Below are 16,510 nucleotides of genomic sequence, written 5' to 3' on the forward strand. Positions count from 1 at the left end.
TGTCGGGATTATTTACCGCAGTGGCAGCACAATGGCGCTGCTGCGGCCGTCACTTTTCGCTTGACTGGAACGGCCCCTTTACCGAAGTCCTGACCCTAAGTCGACGGCCGGCAGTGCGGACTTTCCTGCCGTTCGCTGCAGTCCGTACGAAGAGACCGGTTCCATACGATATAGTCATATGAAGATCATCGGTTCGAGAAGACTACGTCGCGGCCGAACTCGAGTCCAGCTACGTCGCATGCGGCGCTCAGTATACGTTTCACATCGGCCTTTGAGCTGTTGGTGCTTATCCACCACCCTGCGCCAGGCCAGAGTTCACGCGCGTATTGTTGGTTTAGGTCGGGACGACCCGGGTGGACGTCATCGAAGCCCGGAGTCACATAAGGCCTGATCCGACCGCCACCTTTGCTCAACTGATGAAGGAAAGTGTCGTCAAGTTCCTCCAGCGTCGTGAGCGTGTAAGACAAGACGTCGGCCAAGGTCGCGCACGTCCGGTCATGTCCAAGAACAGAGATCTTATAGCGGTCACGATTTCGTTTTGCAGGGATGGGAGTTGAAACTCCGACCGCGTTCTGGGCCGAGATGAGGCGCGCGACCACTTCGGCGAGCGACTCGCCTGGGCGGGCGTGCCGCGCGAGTGCAACTATGGTCGCCTCCGGTAGCGCGACCGCAATGTGGTTTGACCTAGTCATTATTGTACTCTCTCTTTTCCACTGTTGCGAAGCCGCCTCCGACCACGTTCGTGGACGAGGCAGCAGGTCACGACCGCGTCCCCCGCCAATACGACCTTGTGGTCCCGAAGGCGCTCGAGGCGCGCAATTTCCTTTTTGTATTTGGCGATTTGCCCCGCAACGTCCTGGCCGCGCAGTACGTATGTATCTGCGCCGATCTGAGTACCGTGAGCGACGATGACGCCAACATCGTCCTCGCGCATGCCCCTTTGTCGAATACGTGTCGCTGCATGACGCGTGAGTTCGAGCGCAATCATTGGGCTGCTCCAGAATCTAAGGTCAGATCGAGGTCGAACGATGCGATCATTGAAGTCCAGCGGGACCATTCCGACTCGGGGACACGCTCTTCGATCCATCGGATGCGTTCTGCTGTAGCCTCGTGGTTCAGCAGTTCGTCGGGGACATCAGCCAAGTGCACATGCCCTTGCTCCAGGCCGAAACGCGCGCGATCCGAAGATGCGACGATCAAGTCGAGGTCCGCACCGCAAACCACGTATTCCGGGAAGCCATCCGGAGCATCGGCGTAGGCGGTACCTTCGTCGACCCTGACCTTTTCAGCGACCTCGAGCTTGTCGGCCAAGTCTTTCAGATAGTCGGCGAAGGGGTTTGTCGCGTCAAAGTTGCTTTCCGCCTCATAGGAAGCCTCAGGCACCATACGACCAAAAACGTCACCCGCTTCGATGGAGGCTTCTTCGCCATCTGCGATGTCCTCCGCCCTATAGGCGCCAAGCGCATACGCGAGTCGTCCCGCAGCGTCGTGCTGACCCCGCAGTTCAGCGATGGCCGCGCGAATTCGAGTTAGGTGCTCCCTCCGCTGGCGTAGACTGTCTTCGGCCAAAAGGGTGAAGAGTAACGGGGCCATCTCGATGAGGGCAGAAGCCGGTACGCCGTAGCGCCGCTTTATCAGCGCATAGGCAAGACGATACCGAGAACGGATGAGAGCAGAGATTTGAACAGAAGGTTTGCTGCCCTCCTGCTTCCGCTCACTAGGCATTGGCAATTCGCCAGTCAGAACCCCGCTCTCGACTCCAAGGGCCCTTGCAAGGCTGCACAATGTATTTGCGCGCGGCTTGTGATTATCGCTGCATTCTAGGCGCCGGATCGTCTTCGCGCTTATTGCGAGGGAACGCCCGTCTTCGCCCTTCAACTTGCTTGTCCGGCCAGCAAGCGCTTCTGGGGACCACCCCTTGTTCTCGCGTAACGTCCTGACGCGTTTTGGTTCGATGTGCATCTTTAGCTCCTTTTGACGAGAGGAAAAGTACATAATTTCGACAATTTTTTAATAGTACAAAATTGGACAATTATTGAAAAAATGACCGATAGATGCATGATTTTGGGCCATTTCTTGGACAAAAATGGTCACTTGAGTGAAAATGGCACTATGAAAGAGCCGTACCTAGCAGCGCCTTTCGCCGGAACGGTTTGGCCACTCCACTAGGCTCGGTTCGGCGTTTCATCTATTTTCCAGATGTCTCGTCAGACTCTGATTTCATGGCTGCATTCCCAGTTCTTGAGTATGCAGCGGAAGCCGATTTGCGTCTCAATTAGTGGTTCACATAAACGCAACAAAAAACGTAACAAAACGTGTAACAACTTTTAGATAGAAATAGCTTTATCATTCATTTTCAATGCCCTGATAGAATTCAGGTTGCATCTCGACCGCACCAAAAACTAGCCACTCATAGTGCGCTAAGTTTCTAATTTTATTTCATTAAAATTCTACACCCTCATTCAAGATGCGTAGTTCGCACTATGTGTGTAACAAAACCTGTTACCGGCGCGCAAATTGACCTCCAAGAGAAGCGATCATCCTGACCGGTCTCTCGCCTTAGGCGGCATGTCATTCGGCGTGGTGCTTGCCTGGTCGGACGATGCTGTGGTGCCGTCGGTGCGGCATTTGTCGAGACTACCTTGAATGGGTCTAGATCAGAATAAAGGGATTTTAGGAGATCCCCAAAATCAACTATAGAATTAGCTATAGCTTGATCCTTTTCTGATTATAAATTGTCGCTACCCGAGACCTTGGCGCCGGTCTGAGGCTGGCAGCATCAGCCCGAACAGTTGGCCGCCCCATCAGTCAGAGGGACCAAGCCCTCCGCCCGGCACGGTCCGGCGCGTCTTGCCTGTACAACGGCTTTCCGGCCCGTTCACGCAGACTTTCCGTTCAAAGCAACAGCTGATGGAGACCCAGAGGGTTTTACAATAAAAACCAGCCAATTCAGCCTCTTAACTAAACACTACAATTTTCGTCATCATTGAAAATAATTGATAAGACGCATTTCTACTTTGTATTATGCAGTTATTTATTGCGAAAATTTCATGATTTATTGATTTTCATATAATTTAGCTATAGATTTCTACTTGTATAGAATAGCAAATCCGAAAAATAGACTCATGGGCAGATAAATCGATTTAGATCTGTTGTCTGCCGATCAGAAGCCGCAAGGGTTCTGCATCAGAGCAAGGGGCGGGCGGCCTGTTGGCGTGAAACGTCAGGATTAAGCACGACCAGGATCCCGTTGATGTGTGGGAGGTCTGTTTTCACAGATGAAGGCCGATCTCTGCAGATAATCTGAAATGCAAGCATCCAGATTGGAGATACGGGATGAAAACGTCATCGATCGCTGCATCGCTTTTTGCCTGTTCAGCCATTGCCCTGACGGCCGGGCAGGCGGCCGCACAGCAACAGACCAAGCCGAATATTCTGCTGATCGTCTCGGATGATACGGGCTGGGGCGATCTCGGACCTTATCTCGGTGGTGCCGCCCGCGGCATGCCTACACCGAACTTTGATAAATTTGCCTCGGAAGGCATGTTCTTCACGAATTTCTATGGCCAGCCGAGCTCGACACCCGGTCGCGCGGCCATGCAGACCGGGCGCATCCCCAACCGCTCCGGCATGACCACCGTGGCGTTTCAGGGGCAGGGCGGCGGACTGCCGGCTGCCGAGTGGACGCTCGCTTCCGTTCTGAAGACGGGGGGCTACAAGACCTATTTCACCGGGAAGTGGCACCTGGGCGAGGCCGACTATGCCCTGCCGAATGCGCAGGGCTATGACGAGATGAAATATGCCTTTCTCTATCATCTCAACGCCTACACCTATACCGACCCCAAATTCTTCCCCAATATGAGCCAGGATATCCGTGATGTTTATGTGAAGACGACCACGGGCGCGCTTTCCGGCAAGGCTGGCGAAAAGGCAACCGAAGACTTCAAGGTCAATGGTCAGTATGTCGACACGCCGGACAAGGGCATTGTCGGCATTCCCTATCTGGATGCCTATGTCGGACAGGCGGCAATGGGCTTCCTTGAAGAGGCGGCCAAGGACAAGTCCGAACCGTTCTTCATCAATGTGAACTTCATGAAGAACCACCAGCCGAACCTTCCGCACCCCGATTTCATCGGCAAATCGGTATCGAAATCGAAATATTCCGATTCGGTCGTGGAACTGGATTTCCGCGTCGGCGAAATCCTCGACAAGCTGGACGCGCTCGGTCTTTCCGAAAACACCCTCGTCTTCTACACCGTCGACAATGGCGCATGGCAGGATGTCTATCCGGATGCCGGCTATACGCCGTTCCGTTCGACCAAGGGAACGGACCGCGAAGGCGGCAGCCGTGTTCCGGCGATTGTCCGCTGGCCCGGCCATGTGAAGCCCGGCACGCGCAGCGATGACATTGCTGGCGGATTGGATCTGATGGCCACATTCGCTTCTGCTGCGGGCGTTACCCTGCCGACGGAAGATCGCGAAGGCAAGCCGACCATCTTCGACAGCTATGACCTGACGCCGGTGCTTGAGGGCACAGGGCCGGATGAACGCCGCGAATGGTTCTACTTCACCGAAAACGAGCTGACGCCCGGCGCCGTGCGTGTCGACAACTTCAAATATGTGTTCAACCTTCGCGGCGACAATGGCATGACAACCGGCGGCCTGGCCGTCGATACCAATCTCGGCTGGAAAGGCGCTGAAAAATACGTTGCAACGGTCCCCCAGGTCTTCGATCTGGCCGCCGACCCGCAGGAACGCTACGACATCTTCATGAACAATTTCACGGAAAGCACATGGGCGACGATCCCCGCCAATGATGCGATGGCCAAGATCATGAAGACCTATCTGCAATATCCGCCACGGAAGCTGCAGAGCGAAACCTATACCGGCCCGATCACGATCACCCAGTATCAGAATCTGAAGTTCGTTCAGGATGCACTCAAGGAGAAAGGGTTCAGCATCGGTCTTCCGACCGGAAACTGATCAGGTTTCCCAGCACATCCCCGTCACGCCCGAGCGTGGCGGGGGCTTTGGAAGTTGCGTCAAGATCCCACCATTTCCAGCGGAGGAAAGATAACCATGCGTCACCGCTCTGTGTTCATAACCGCGTCTGTCGTCATCTGCAGCGCGATATCGGTATCGGTTGCCGCATTTGCCCAGGACGCCGCGCTGCCCTCCTGGCAGGATGGTGCCAGCAAACAGGCTATCGTCGATTTTGTCACAGACGTCACGAGCGAAGGCAGTGCCGATTTCGTTCCGGTTCCGGAGCGTGTGGCGACCTTCGACAATGATGGTACGCTCTGGGTCGAGCAGCCTATGTATACGCAGCTGGCCTTTGCGATCGACCGCGTCCATCAGCTTGCTCCGCAACATCCCGAATGGCAGACGACGCAGCCATTTCAGTCCATTCTTGAAAATGACATGGAAACGCTCAGCGCATCCGGCGAGCAAGGCCTCATGGAGATCGTCGCCGCGACCCATGCCGGCATGAGCACGGATGCATTTGCGGAGATCGTGACGCGCTGGATCTCCACCGCCAAAGATCCCCATTTCGACAAGGCCTATACCTCGCTGGTCTATGAGCCCATGCTTGAACTGATGGATTATCTGCGGGCAAACGGTTTCAAGACCTATATCGTCTCCGGCGGTGGCATCGAGTTCATGCGTCCCTGGACGGAAAAGGTTTACGGTATCCCGCCCGAGCAGGTCGTCGGCTCATCCATCGTCTCCGAATACAAGGTGATCGACGGCGTACCCAGCCTGGAGCGCACCGGAAAGATCGGTTTCATCGACGACAAGGATGGCAAGCCTGTCGGCATCCTGTCGCATATCGGCCGCCGCCCGATCGCTGCTTTCGGCAATTCCGACGGCGATTACCAGATGCTGCAATGGACCACGAATGGCGCGGGCAAGCGGCTCGGCATGATCGTCCATCACGATGACGGCGTTCGCGAATATGCCTATGACCGCGACAGCCATTTCGGTCGGCTCGACAAGGGGTTGGATGATGCCGAAAGCCAGGGCTGGCACATCATCAGCATGAAAAATGACTGGATGACGGTCTTTCCGCAGGAATGAACGGCCTATAGGCAACGAAGCGTTCGCATACCGGATCGACAAGCCCGGGCACGGGCGCAGCGGAAGATTTCGCAAGCCCATTGACATGTCAGCTCTTTTCTCAAACTCTTGAAGACGTGAAATATGGAGGGCGCCATGGATCTGACCGATACGGCGACGGACCAGCAAGAAACCTTTCCCAGCCTTGACCCCGATCGCTACGCGGCCAAGGGTCAGGCGCACCGCTTCCATGCCATGCTGAAGCCCTCCGGTGCACAGTGCAATCTCGACTGCACCTATTGTTTCTACCTGCACAAGGAAGGGCTCCTCCATCAACCCAAGGCGCCGCGCATGAGCGATGCCGTGCTTGAGCAGCACGTCCGTCAGTATATCGAGGCTCAGGATGGCGACGAGGTTGTCTTCAGCTGGCAGGGCGGCGAGCCGACCTTGATGGGGCTCGATTTCTTCAAGAAGGTGGTCGCGCTGCAGAAACGCTACGCCAAGCCGGGGCAGCGAATCGAGAATGACCTGCAGACCAATGGCGTCCTTTTGGACGAGGAATGGTGCCGTTTCCTCAAGGACCATAATTTTCTGGTCGGTCTTTCGATCGACGGTCCGGAACATCTGCATGATCTCTACCGCGTCAACAAGGCCGGCCGGCCGAGCTTCCAGAAGGTGCTCGCCGCAGCAAAGCGTCTTAAGGCCTATGAGGTTCCCTTCAGCGCGCTCTGCGTGGTCAACAATGCCAATGCCGAACATCCGCTCGAGGTCTACCGCTTCCTGCGCGACGAGATCCAGCCGCGGCTGATCCAGTTTATTCCCGGCATGGAAAAGAAGGATTTCTTCCAGACGGCCCCGCAGCATTGGGACCCCAACCTTCTGCCGCGCGAGAATGCGCCCGCCGCTCAGCCCGGGAAATCATGGTCGGTGGTCGCCGACTGGTCGGTCAGCCCCAAGCAGTGGGGTCGGTTCCTGAATACGATTTGGGATGAATGGCAGGAGCGGGATTTCGGCAAGGTCTTCGTCGATCAGTTCGAAAACATCCTCTCTATGCTGCTCGGACGCGGTTCACAGCAATGCGTCACCAGCCGGATCTGCGGCAAGGCCGTGGCCGTCGAACATAATGGCGACGTCTATAGCTGCGACCACTTCGTCTATCCGGAATTCAAGATCGGAAACATTCTCGAACAGCATGAGGGCAATCTCGCTTTCGGCGAGAAGCAGATGCGATTTGGCTTCGACAAATCAAAAGACCTGCCGAAGAAATGCCAGCAATGCCGCTATCTCCAGCTCTGCTGGGGACACTGTCCGAAGGACCGATTTCTGAAGACATCCGATGGCGAAGCCGGTCTCCACTATCTCTGCCATGGGTTGCAGGACTTTTATGGTCACGTGATCAAATCTTGTAATGACCTGGTGGCCAGATAAGCGTAAATCGATCGAAATATTTTACTCAGGGTTGTTTTTCTTTTCGGCTATTATTGCCAAAAATTTAGATTTCCATTAGTTGACAACATTCAGTCAACAAATGTTACCTAGCATCATGAATTTTGAGAAATTTCTTCTGGCGCGACCGCTGGGCGGATTGAATGACAGCCTCGTGCAGCTCGAGCTGAGCAGAAGTTATGCGCAGCGTTTCGGAAGAACGCTCGTCATCGATACCAGCGCAGGCAACCTCAAAGACGCGTTTAGCAATTATTTTGAACCGCTTCCTCACTTTGGCACGGTGCTGAAAACCTATACGCCCGACCTTCTTCAGGCGCTCGACCAGATGGACAGCGTCAGACCCGCAGCGGTGGCTCACCGACTTTCAAGTTATGAACTCAAATTCGTCGAGCAGGGTTATGTGCTGACGGACCTTGAAGAGCCGGTCCAATTTGACATGTCAGCAGACCACGAAGAACAACTTCTGGTTCACGAGCAATGCGGTGGTGGCCGCGACTCCTTCAATTTCCTGCAGCATGTCTGCTTTCAACCGCTAATAGCAACGGAAATTGTCAGGCGTCTGCTGGCACTCAAGCTTGGCTATGATGCCGTTCATGTGCGTCACACCGATTACCAGACGGATTATCGGACCTTTCTGAAACGCTTGTCGCCGTCATTGCGGGGCCGTCGCGTGCTGCTGTGCACCGACAGCCCGCAAGTCCAGGCGGAAGCGCCGGGACTTCTGAAAGGCTGCGCCGATGTGCTGATGCTGAGCGAAGTGCCTGACAATGGCGGGTTGTTCGGCCATCAGCTTGGGCATCAGGGCGCTTTCCAGCGCAATCTCGCAGCGCTAACCGATCTTGTGGCAATGGCATGCGCCAAGCGCTTCTATTTCACCAATGTCTCGCTCGGCAATATTTCCGGTTTCTCGATGCTGGCGGAAGCCCTCAGGCTCAATCCGACATTGACGTTGAGCCTTCTGCGCAAGGCAGATCCGCAACTGCTCGACGTCTTTCGCCGTGATCTTGGCAGAGCACAGCGCGCAATCGGCAGCCCGGCTGATGAGTTTCGTCTTTTCATCGCCGACAAGCTGCAATGGCGCTGGAACCGCGCCGCCAAGCATCTGACCAAGCGATTGCGCAAGAAACAGGTTCTGATCCCTGCATTGCAGCCCATACCGAAATGGGCGTTCTGGCGGCGTCAGGCGTAGAACTGCAAAAGGCCCGAAGCGCTGACGCTTCGGGCCTTCTTCATTGAGCCTTGTCCGGCAGCTGCGACAGAACGGCTAACGCCTGCCGGCGCCGCGCTCCATCAGCACCGGTGATCAGTTGGCTGCAGCACGGGCGGCGTCGAGCCAGCCGTCAACCTGCTCCTGATGTGCCTTGATCCAGGCGGTGGCCTGTGCCTTGACGTCATCGTCACCATTATTCATGGCAGAATTCTGCGCAAAGATATCCTCAAGCGGGATTGATGCGGCCTGAAGCAGGGCATCAACGGCCGGATTGGCTTCCTTGAACTTGGTGTTGATCACCGGAACGATATCGTTGGCAACAAAGCCCATCGAGCAGGGATCGGCAACGCAGGTATCAAGGCCCTCAGCCGGAGCCGGCATGTCTACGCCGTCCTTCTGCGGGACTTCAATCCACATGACATCCTTGCCGGGCTTGAGCTCGTTCACGGTCCAGTTCGGCGTCCAGGTGTAGAACAGGATATGTTCGCCGTTCTGATAGGCGGCGATCGCATCAGCCATTGACGCAGAATAGCCCGCCTTGATCGCTTCGATGTCGTCATTGAGATCGAAATCGTTCAGCGTGTCAGTGATGGTGACTTCGCAGCCCCAGCCGGGCGGGCAGGCAACGAGATCGGCACGGCCGTCGCCGTCGCGGTCAAACGCCTTCTTGACTTCCGGACGCTTGAAGTCATCCAGCGTCTTGATGCCGAATTCGTCGATGGCGGCCTTGTCGACCAGATAGCCCTGCAGCGCGCCGCCAACGGCGACGGCACCGTCAACTTCGGCATAGCCTTCGAATGTCGGCTTGTAGGTTTCATGCAGCGGGAACCAGCCGTTGACCCAAAGGTCGACATCGCCCTGCGAAACAGCCTGATAGAATGCCGATGCATCGAGTGTCATCGGTCCGCTGACGCTGTAGCCGAGATCTTCAAACATCTGCTTGTAGATTTCAGCCTGGAACCAGCCGGTGTCCCAGGTGGCCTGAGCCATCTTGATGGTCTTGCCGGCGCCGGGCTGGTCGGCGGCCATGGCCGGAGCCATCGAGGCCAGCGACAATGCAATGGCTGCACCGATCGTGGTGAGTTTGAGATTCATGAGTGTCTCTCCGTTTCGTTCGTGTTGCGTCATTGCCGCAGAAAAGGGCGGCAGTGCCTCTAGAGCGGGATCGGAGATCCCTTGGGACGGCAGTGCCGTCCGGTCTTGCGGCAGGCGAATTCGTGCCTGCCGAAACGGTTCTTCCTTCGGGCCTCTGCGTCATTGAAGACGCCCGAAAGATGCTCGGACATATCCAAGCTGCACGCCCCTTGATCCGAAAAACAGTTCGGCCACCGGGGCATTGCGCTAGAGCGCCGTGCGTCCTTTTGGACGCACCAGGACGCTCTATCGTCTTGAATCAACGCATCGTCCTTTTCGAAAATCGATTCCGATTTTCGAGCCGATGCGCTAGGCCTCATCCGTCTTCTGGCCGCGCACGAAGGTGGCAAGCGCCTGCCACAACGTCATGCGGCTGGACGAACCGGGTTCGGCAAAGCCCTGGGTGATGCGGTCGAGCACGATGGCGAGAATGACAATGCCGACACCGCCGGCCGTTGCACCGCCCACATCCAGCCGGCCCAGGCCGGTATTGACCACCTGGCCAAGTCCACCGGCACCAATCAGCGCCGCAATCACAACCATCGACATGGCCAGCATCAGGGTCTGGTTCAACCCGGCCATGATGGTGCGCATGGCCAGCGGGATCTGCACTTCAATCAGGGTCTGCGATCCGGTTGCACCAAAGGCTTCCGCGGCCTCGATCAGATCCTTTCGGACATTGCGAATGCCCAGATTGGTCATGCGGATGATCGGCGGCAGGGCAAAGATGATCGTTGCGATGATGCCAGGCGCCATGCCAACGCCGAACAGCATGACGATCGGCACCAGATAGACGAAGCTCGGAACGGTCTGCATGATGTCGAGGATCGGCCGGATGATCTTCCAGCCGGTGTCGCTGCGGGCCACCAGAATGCCGACAGGAACACCGATAATGGTACAGAACAGTACCGAGGTGATGATCATTGCCAGCGTCGTCATCGTATCCGGCCAGAGCTGGATAAGGTCGACAAACAGAAAGCCAAGCACGGTGATGATGGCCATGGACCGGCCGACGACACGCCAGGCAATCAGCGCGAAGATCACCATTGTCACCAGCATCGGCATCCAGTTGAAGAACGAATCGAACGCCGTCAGGACTTCGTTGACCGGAACCTGCAATGCGCGGAAGAACGGTCGGAAATTCGGTACCAGAAAGCCGCGGACGAAATGGTTGACCCAATCGTCAAAGGGAATGGTAAGGTAGTCGGAAGGATCGAACATATAAGCTCCTGAGATTACTCGGCAACCTTGCCAGCGGGGGCTGCGGGTTCGCTGTCCGCGCTCTCCTCTTCGGCAGGGCCGCTTGCGAGCTGCTCGAAAATCTGTTCCTGCGAAACGACGCCGACGAGCTTGCCGTCCTCATTCGTCACCGCCATGGGAACACCTGTCTGTGCAGCCGCGTAGACTTCATTGAGATAGGCCTCTTCCGCAACCACCGGCGGCTCGGCATGCATGATGTCGCGCACGGGCGTGGTTCTGGCGCATTCCATCGCATCAGAGCGGATCAGCAGCCCGACCGGAACACCGGCCCGCACCACATAGGCAAGGTCGCTCTTCTGGCGGTCCATGACCTTGAGCGCATCGGAAGCCGTCGCATCGGCATTCACCCAGGCAGCGTCCGAGGCGATATCAGACACCTTGAAGACACGCGAGCGATCGATATCGGCGACGAAGGCGCGCACATAATCGTCTGACGGCTCGGAAACAATTTCCTGCGCGGTACCCACCTGCACGAAAGCGCCATCCTTCATGATGGCGATCCTGTCTCCGAGGATCATGGCTTCGTTGAGATCATGGGTGATGAAGATGATGGTCTTTTTCAGTTCGCGCTGCAGGCCGATCAGCTCATCCTGCATTTCGCGGCGAATGAGCGGGTCGAGCGCCCCGAAGGGTTCGTCCATCAGCAGGATTTCGGGATCATTGGCGAGGCCACGCGCCAGGCCAACACGCTGCTGCATGCCACCGGATAGCTGGTCGGGAAGGCTGTCGGCATAGGCATCGAGCCCGACCTTGGCGAGAGAGTTCAGCGCCGCCTTGTTCCGATCTTCGCGCGCTATGCCTTTCAGCTTCAGGCCGAAGGCAACATTCTCCAGAACTGTTTTATGCGGAAACAGCGCAAAGTGCTGGAAAACCATGGTGATTTTCTTCCGCCTCACATCGCGCAAGGCATCCTTGCTGCACGAGGCGACATCCGTATCGCCAATCAGGATCTTGCCCGAAGTCGGACGGATAAGACCGTTCAGCGTGCGGACGAGCGTTGATTTTCCGGAGCCGGACAGTCCCATGATGACGAAGATCTCGCCTTCATTGACGTCAAAGCTGACATTGTTGATGCCGACGGTCACGCCGGTTTCCCGGAAGATCTCTTCCTTGGACTGTCCCTTTGCAAGCCGGGATGCGCCTTCACCCTGCTTGTCGTTGAACAGTTTCGATACGTTCTGAGCACTCAGTTTAACGTTCATGCACATCCTTTGCCCGCATTGCCGCGAGACTGCGCGTCAATGACGTGGCCGGTTTGATTGTTGTCGGCGCAAGGTCCCGGAAAGGGCCGGGATAACGCACGTAAAACGGAACGGCATTTCTGTAGAAAGCCGACGGGTTTGAAACCCTTTGCAGCGCCAAGGCTTCTGCGCCTGCTGCCATCGGAGACGGCAAATGCTGCAAACCGTGAGGACCAGATAGCGATCCGTGTCGCAAGATGACGATCGTCAACACGCGTCTAAAGCGACTGCCGCTGTTTAGAATTATGGCGAAGAAATGTCAAATCGGCGCGGCCGTCATAAAACCGCCCCTTCATGAATCAATGACAAACCAGCCGTTCAAAATCTTTGTGAATAGCGGCAATGACCGGGTTGCTGCTTTGTGCCTTGAACCCATCATGACGGCGCGCTAGTGGAAGAGCACCAAACTGGATCTCAAAGCGGGTGGAATGTTGATCGACCCTTATGAAGTACTCGGCCTTGATCGCAATGCCGACGAGAAGGCAATTCGCACGGCCTACCGGCGTCTGGCGAAAGAAGCACATCCTGACAGTGGCGGCGATGAAGAACAGTTCGCCCGGCTGCAGGCATCCTATGACCTGTTGAAGGATCCGGTTCGCCGCAAGATCTTCGACGATACCGGCTTCGACCCGGAACTGTCCGATCCGAAGGATCTGAAGGGGCTGATGCTGCTTGAGCCGCTGGTCAACGAGATGATCCTCGATGAGCGCGAACCCGGCAGTTTCGATCCGGTTGCGGCAATGCGCCGCAAATTGTCGGACGACATTCTCAAGAACCGGTTCCATATTCTCGAGCTTGAACGCCATCGCACGCGGGTCCGCAAGCATCTCGACCGGCTGGCGCGCAAGAAAAACAAGGCCGGGGCCAGTGATGTGCTCGGCTCGATGCTGCGCGCGCGCTCCGAATCGATATCCGATGCCATCCACAGCGCCGAACAGCAGATCGAGTTCATCGAGCAGGCCTATGCCATGCTCGAAAGCTATGCCTATGAGCTGGAGAGCGATGACGATCCGGACGACAGCTATTCGCTTGAATCTCCGCCCGGCAAAGCCGCCGAGTAGCGCCGACAGGGCGCAGGCGCACGGGCAGGGGCTGCAGCGATAATTCACATGAAAGGACGGGGTGAGGGATGACGCAGATGATGGAATGGGACCGGCTTCTCGATCTCGGCAGGCTCGGCCATCCGTCCTACCGGCACCAGCCGCACCGGCCAGCCTTCGATCAGGATGCCGACAGGATTTCCTTTTCCGCGCCTTTTCGGCGTCTGGCCAACAAGACCCAGGTCCATCCGCTCTACGATAATGACCATATCCATCACCGCCTGATCCACAGCGTCGAAACGGCAAGTGTCGGTCGCTCACTTGGTATTGATGTCGGACACTATCTCGAAGAGCAGAAGCTTATTGCCGAAGGCGGTCGCATGACCCTTGCCGGGGTCGTCCATGCCGCCTGCCTTGCCCATGACATCGGCAATCCGCCCTTTGGTCATTCGGGCGAGGATGCAATCGGCGCCTGGTTCGCCGAACGGTTTGATTCCGGGCGCGGTCTGTTTGCCGATCGCCAAGCCGCTTTTGCCGAGGAATTCGAAGCATTCGAAGGCAACGCACAGGGTTTCCGCATCCTCACAAATCTCGAAATGTATCGCGGCGAGGGCGGCATGCGGCTCACCCATGCCACACTTGCGACCTTCACCAAATATCCGGTGACGGCGCGATCCAGGACGTCGCTCACCGAGCGCTATTGCGGCCTGAAGAAATTCGGCATTTTCGCAAGCGAAGCGGAAAACTTCGCGAAAGTCGCGGAGCAGACCGGGCTTGTCGCGGAGAGATCGGCCTCCGGTACGCTCTGGTGGCGGCGCCATCCGCTCGTCTTTCTCGTCGAGGCGGCCGACGACATCTGTTACAACATCCTCGATCTTGAGGATGCCTTCACATCGCGTGATCTCGGCTACCACGAAGTGTCGCAGCTTCTGTCGGAGCTGGCCGGGCGCGAGCCGATCGAAGGGAACAGCGAAGCGGAAAATATCGCCTTTCTGCGCGCCACGGCGATAAGCCAGTCGATCGCGGCCAGCGTCGAGGCATTTCGTGATCACTATGATGCGATCATGACCGGCGCATTTTCCTCCGGCCTCGTCGATGTCTCGCGGCTCGGGGAGCGTTTCGGCACGATCAAGGACCTCGCAAACGCCCGCATTTTCACCTCGCCGCGCAAAACCGAACTCGAAGTGATGGGCCGCAATGTCGTTCATCAGGTTCTCGACGGGCTGATGCCGGTCTTGGATGCGCTGGCCGCTGCCGGCTGGGATGCAGAGCAGCTGAAATCCTATCCGCAGCAGCTCGCACGGGCGACCGGCATCGATCTGCGCAGCGTGACCGATCACTATAGTGCGCTACACGCATTATCGGACTATGTTTCCGGCATGACAGATCGCTATGCGGTCAAGATTGCCCAGATGGTGCGCGGCGCATGAGCGAAAATTCGCATAGGCTTCAGGGAAGGACAGCCTGGCTGCTCACCGATGGCAAGATCGGTGATCGGGTGCAATGCCTCGGCGTGGCCAATCGTCTTGGCCTTCGCGTCACCGAGAAAACCATCCTTCCGGGCCGGCCCTGGGAATGGTTCATGCCGCGCGGCCCGATCCCTCTGCGACATCGCTCGGGCGCAGCAGATAGCCCGATCGCTCCGCCCTTTCCTGATATCGCCATCGCCTCCGGGCGACGGCTGGTGGCCTATCTGCGGGCGATCAGAAAGGCATCCGGCGGCAGGACCTTCACCGTCTTCCTCAAGGATCCGCGCGTTGCTCCGTCTTTTGCCGATCTGATCTGGGTACCGGCACATGACGGCTTGCGCGGCGATAATGTCTTCGTCACCGACACGGCGCCCCACCGGCTGACACATGAGGGGCTGAATGAGGCGCTTCAGGCGCAGGTCTGGCCATTCATGCAACAGCCGGCGCCGCGTCTTGCGCTGATCCTCGGCGATCCGCTGTCGCGCGCGCGCAGCCGGCAATCAGCGCTCTCGGCCTTTCTCGATACGATAAGCGAAGCCTTGCCGGCCGTTGGCAGTGTCGCCGTGGTGACATCGCGCCGGACGCCGCAAGACCTGGTCGCAGCCATCAGTTCGCTGCTTGAAGAGAAGCCGCACTGGATCTGGTCAGGCGAGGGGGCGAACCCCTATCCGGCACTGCTGGCGGGGGCGGACTATCTGGCCGTGACCGGCGACAGCCACAATATGGTCGGAGAGGCGCTTTTTACCGGCAAGCCGGTTTTCACCATCCGCCCCGAGGGCATTAATCCCAAGCTTGACCGGTTTCTGACCAACATCACGAAAAAAGGGCTCGTTCGCCCGCTTTCGGGAAAGATCGAACCCTATTCCTATGCGCCTGTCGACGCGACATTGGCAATCGCCGCGAAGATCGAGGAAAGCTTCTCAGAGCGGCGCTGAGGCGCTCGGATGTGCATTTCCCACCGCGCAGTCAGGGAAAGCGAGCTGCTCGCGGCTACGCCAATCAGCGGTGACATAGTTGACGATCAGCGATTTCCTGACAGCCCGGATCGGGCGTCGCTCAAAGCCGTGCCATGTGTTGTCGCCCGGAATGAAAACGGTCGCACCATTGGCCACAAACGGCGTTCGTCCGACATGCTGGGTGGCTGAGGCATAGATATCCGTGCCCAGCGTATCATGCCCCTCATCATCAGACAGACAGACCAGCATCGTGAAGCATTTGACACCGATATCCGTGTGCGGCTCAAGCCAGAACCCATCGACATCCTGCGTATATTCCAGCCGCAGGTAGGTACCATCCAGTGAGGCTCCGAAACACCGCTCGAGCAGATCCGTCGTCTGCCTTGCCTGGAAAGCCGCTGCAACCGCACGGCAAACCGCATGGCGCTGAATGTTCTCCTGATCGAGATAATGCCTGCTGTCATTGTGCAGTTCGCGCCGTCCGGACAGACCGCTCAAATCACCGACCGGGAATTTCAGCGTCTGCAGTGCTTGAAGGGTCGATCGCGGAAAGATGTCCGTGAGAAACCAGTGCTGATAAGGCCAGGAATTGACCTTGGCAGAAAGGCAAGCGTCGGAAATCGCCGACGACATGCGATCGTCTTCGAGAAAAGCATCAGATTGTTTCATAAATACCGAGTTTGCGTTGGAGAAACTC

The 16,510-nt window shown here is 57.1% G+C and carries 13 protein-coding genes; 7 read left to right on the top strand and 6 right to left on the bottom strand.

Going from position 1 to position 16,510, the window contains the following annotated elements:
* Positions 1 to 691 precede the first annotated feature (691 nt).
* A complete protein-coding gene (locus HCK86_RS02785) occupies positions 692 to 988 on the bottom strand; it encodes a hypothetical protein (protein WP_176082969.1) in 297 nt (98 codons plus the stop codon).
* Positions 985 to 1,962 carry a helix-turn-helix transcriptional regulator gene (locus HCK86_RS02790; protein ID WP_176082970.1) on the bottom strand — a complete coding sequence of 326 codons (978 nt, stop codon included), beginning with the start codon at positions 1,960 to 1,962 and terminating at the stop codon, positions 985 to 987. The genes HCK86_RS02785 and HCK86_RS02790 overlap by 4 nt, the downstream gene beginning before the upstream one ends.
* 1,374 nt (positions 1,963 to 3,336) lie before the next feature.
* Between HCK86_RS02790 and HCK86_RS02795 the strand changes: the two genes are divergently transcribed.
* The 4 genes from HCK86_RS02795 (at position 3,337) to HCK86_RS02810 (ending at position 8,692) form a co-directional block, all read left to right on the top strand.
* Entirely contained in the window at positions 3,337 to 4,983 is a 1,647-nt protein-coding gene (locus tag HCK86_RS02795; protein WP_176082971.1) for an arylsulfatase, read from the top strand.
* Between the two features lie 96 nt (positions 4,984 to 5,079).
* A complete protein-coding gene (locus tag HCK86_RS02800) occupies positions 5,080 to 6,078 on the top strand; it encodes an HAD family hydrolase (RefSeq protein ID WP_176082972.1) in 999 nt (332 codons plus the stop codon).
* Positions 6,079 to 6,213: 135 nt separating this feature from the next.
* Positions 6,214 to 7,485, top strand: coding sequence for an anaerobic sulfatase maturase (locus HCK86_RS02805; protein WP_176082973.1), 1,272 nt, complete (start codon positions 6,214 to 6,216; stop codon positions 7,483 to 7,485).
* 115 nt (positions 7,486 to 7,600) lie between these two features.
* The gene (locus tag HCK86_RS02810) at positions 7,601 to 8,692 is read left to right on the top strand and encodes a hypothetical protein (protein ID WP_176082974.1); all 1,092 of its coding nucleotides are present in this window, start codon (positions 7,601 to 7,603) and stop codon (positions 8,690 to 8,692) included.
* A 114-nt stretch (positions 8,693 to 8,806) separates the two neighbouring features.
* Here the strand turns inward: HCK86_RS02810 and proX are convergent, their stop codons facing one another.
* The 3 genes from proX to HCK86_RS02825 form a co-directional block, all read right to left on the bottom strand.
* Positions 8,807 to 9,808 carry a glycine betaine/L-proline ABC transporter substrate-binding protein ProX gene (gene proX, locus HCK86_RS02815; protein WP_176082975.1) on the bottom strand — a complete coding sequence of 334 codons (1,002 nt, stop codon included), beginning with the start codon at positions 9,806 to 9,808 and terminating at the stop codon, positions 8,807 to 8,809.
* Between the two features lie 348 nt (positions 9,809 to 10,156).
* Complete coding sequence (locus tag HCK86_RS02820; protein WP_176082976.1) at positions 10,157 to 11,068, bottom strand: proline/glycine betaine ABC transporter permease; 912 nt, start codon at positions 11,066 to 11,068, stop codon at positions 10,157 to 10,159.
* A gap of 14 nt (positions 11,069 to 11,082) precedes the next feature.
* On the bottom strand, positions 11,083 to 12,309 hold the full coding sequence (locus HCK86_RS02825) for a glycine betaine/L-proline ABC transporter ATP-binding protein (protein WP_176082977.1): 1,227 nt from the start codon (positions 12,307 to 12,309) through the stop codon (positions 11,083 to 11,085).
* Between the two features lie 467 nt (positions 12,310 to 12,776).
* Between HCK86_RS02825 and HCK86_RS02830 the strand changes: the two genes are divergently transcribed.
* The 3 genes from HCK86_RS02830 (at position 12,777) to HCK86_RS02840 (ending at position 15,792) form a co-directional block, all read left to right on the top strand.
* Positions 12,777 to 13,409, top strand: a complete 633-nt coding sequence (locus tag HCK86_RS02830) for a DnaJ domain-containing protein (protein ID WP_176082978.1) — start codon at positions 12,777 to 12,779, stop codon at positions 13,407 to 13,409.
* Between the two features lie 68 nt (positions 13,410 to 13,477).
* The gene (gene dgt / locus HCK86_RS02835; RefSeq protein ID WP_246739440.1) at positions 13,478 to 14,818 is read left to right on the top strand and encodes a dGTP triphosphohydrolase; all 1,341 of its coding nucleotides are present in this window, start codon (positions 13,478 to 13,480) and stop codon (positions 14,816 to 14,818) included.
* Positions 14,815 to 15,792, top strand: coding sequence for a mitochondrial fission ELM1 family protein (locus tag HCK86_RS02840; RefSeq protein WP_176082979.1), 978 nt, complete (start codon positions 14,815 to 14,817; stop codon positions 15,790 to 15,792). The genes dgt and HCK86_RS02840 overlap by 4 nt, the downstream gene beginning before the upstream one ends.
* Here HCK86_RS02840 and HCK86_RS02845 read toward each other — a convergent pair.
* Entirely contained in the window at positions 15,778 to 16,482 is a 705-nt protein-coding gene (locus HCK86_RS02845) for a 2OG-Fe(II) oxygenase (protein ID WP_246739441.1), read from the bottom strand. The genes HCK86_RS02840 and HCK86_RS02845 overlap by 15 nt on opposite strands.
* Between the last annotated feature and the right edge of the window lie 28 nt (positions 16,483 to 16,510).

It is taken from the genome of Martelella sp. HB161492 (assembly GCF_013184775.1).
GTDB lineage: Bacteria > Pseudomonadota > Alphaproteobacteria > Rhizobiales > Rhizobiaceae > Martelella.

What these genes read in the sequence shown, in the direction of transcription:
- HCK86_RS02785 (WP_176082969.1), bottom strand. Translation starts at nt 988, where the DNA reads ATGATTGCGCTCGAACTCACGCGTCATGCAGCGACACGTATTCGACAA.
- HCK86_RS02790 (WP_176082970.1), bottom strand. Translation starts at nt 1,962, where the DNA reads ATGCACATCGAACCAAAACGCGTCAGGACGTTACGCGAGAACAAGGGG.
- HCK86_RS02795 (WP_176082971.1), top strand. Translation starts at nt 3,337, where the DNA reads ATGAAAACGTCATCGATCGCTGCATCGCTTTTTGCCTGTTCAGCCATT.
- HCK86_RS02800 (WP_176082972.1), top strand. Translation starts at nt 5,080, where the DNA reads ATGCGTCACCGCTCTGTGTTCATAACCGCGTCTGTCGTCATCTGCAGC.
- HCK86_RS02805 (WP_176082973.1), top strand. Translation starts at nt 6,214, where the DNA reads ATGGATCTGACCGATACGGCGACGGACCAGCAAGAAACCTTTCCCAGC.
- HCK86_RS02810 (WP_176082974.1), top strand. Translation starts at nt 7,601, where the DNA reads ATGAATTTTGAGAAATTTCTTCTGGCGCGACCGCTGGGCGGATTGAAT.
- proX (WP_176082975.1), bottom strand. Translation starts at nt 9,808, where the DNA reads ATGAATCTCAAACTCACCACGATCGGTGCAGCCATTGCATTGTCGCTG.
- HCK86_RS02820 (WP_176082976.1), bottom strand. Translation starts at nt 11,068, where the DNA reads ATGTTCGATCCTTCCGACTACCTTACCATTCCCTTTGACGATTGGGTC.
- HCK86_RS02825 (WP_176082977.1), bottom strand. Translation starts at nt 12,309, where the DNA reads ATGAACGTTAAACTGAGTGCTCAGAACGTATCGAAACTGTTCAACGAC.
- HCK86_RS02830 (WP_176082978.1), top strand. Translation starts at nt 12,777, where the DNA reads ATGTTGATCGACCCTTATGAAGTACTCGGCCTTGATCGCAATGCCGAC.
- dgt (WP_246739440.1), top strand. Translation starts at nt 13,478, where the DNA reads ATGACGCAGATGATGGAATGGGACCGGCTTCTCGATCTCGGCAGGCTC.
- HCK86_RS02840 (WP_176082979.1), top strand. Translation starts at nt 14,815, where the DNA reads ATGAGCGAAAATTCGCATAGGCTTCAGGGAAGGACAGCCTGGCTGCTC.
- HCK86_RS02845 (WP_246739441.1), bottom strand. Translation starts at nt 16,482, where the DNA reads ATGAAACAATCTGATGCTTTTCTCGAAGACGATCGCATGTCGTCGGCG.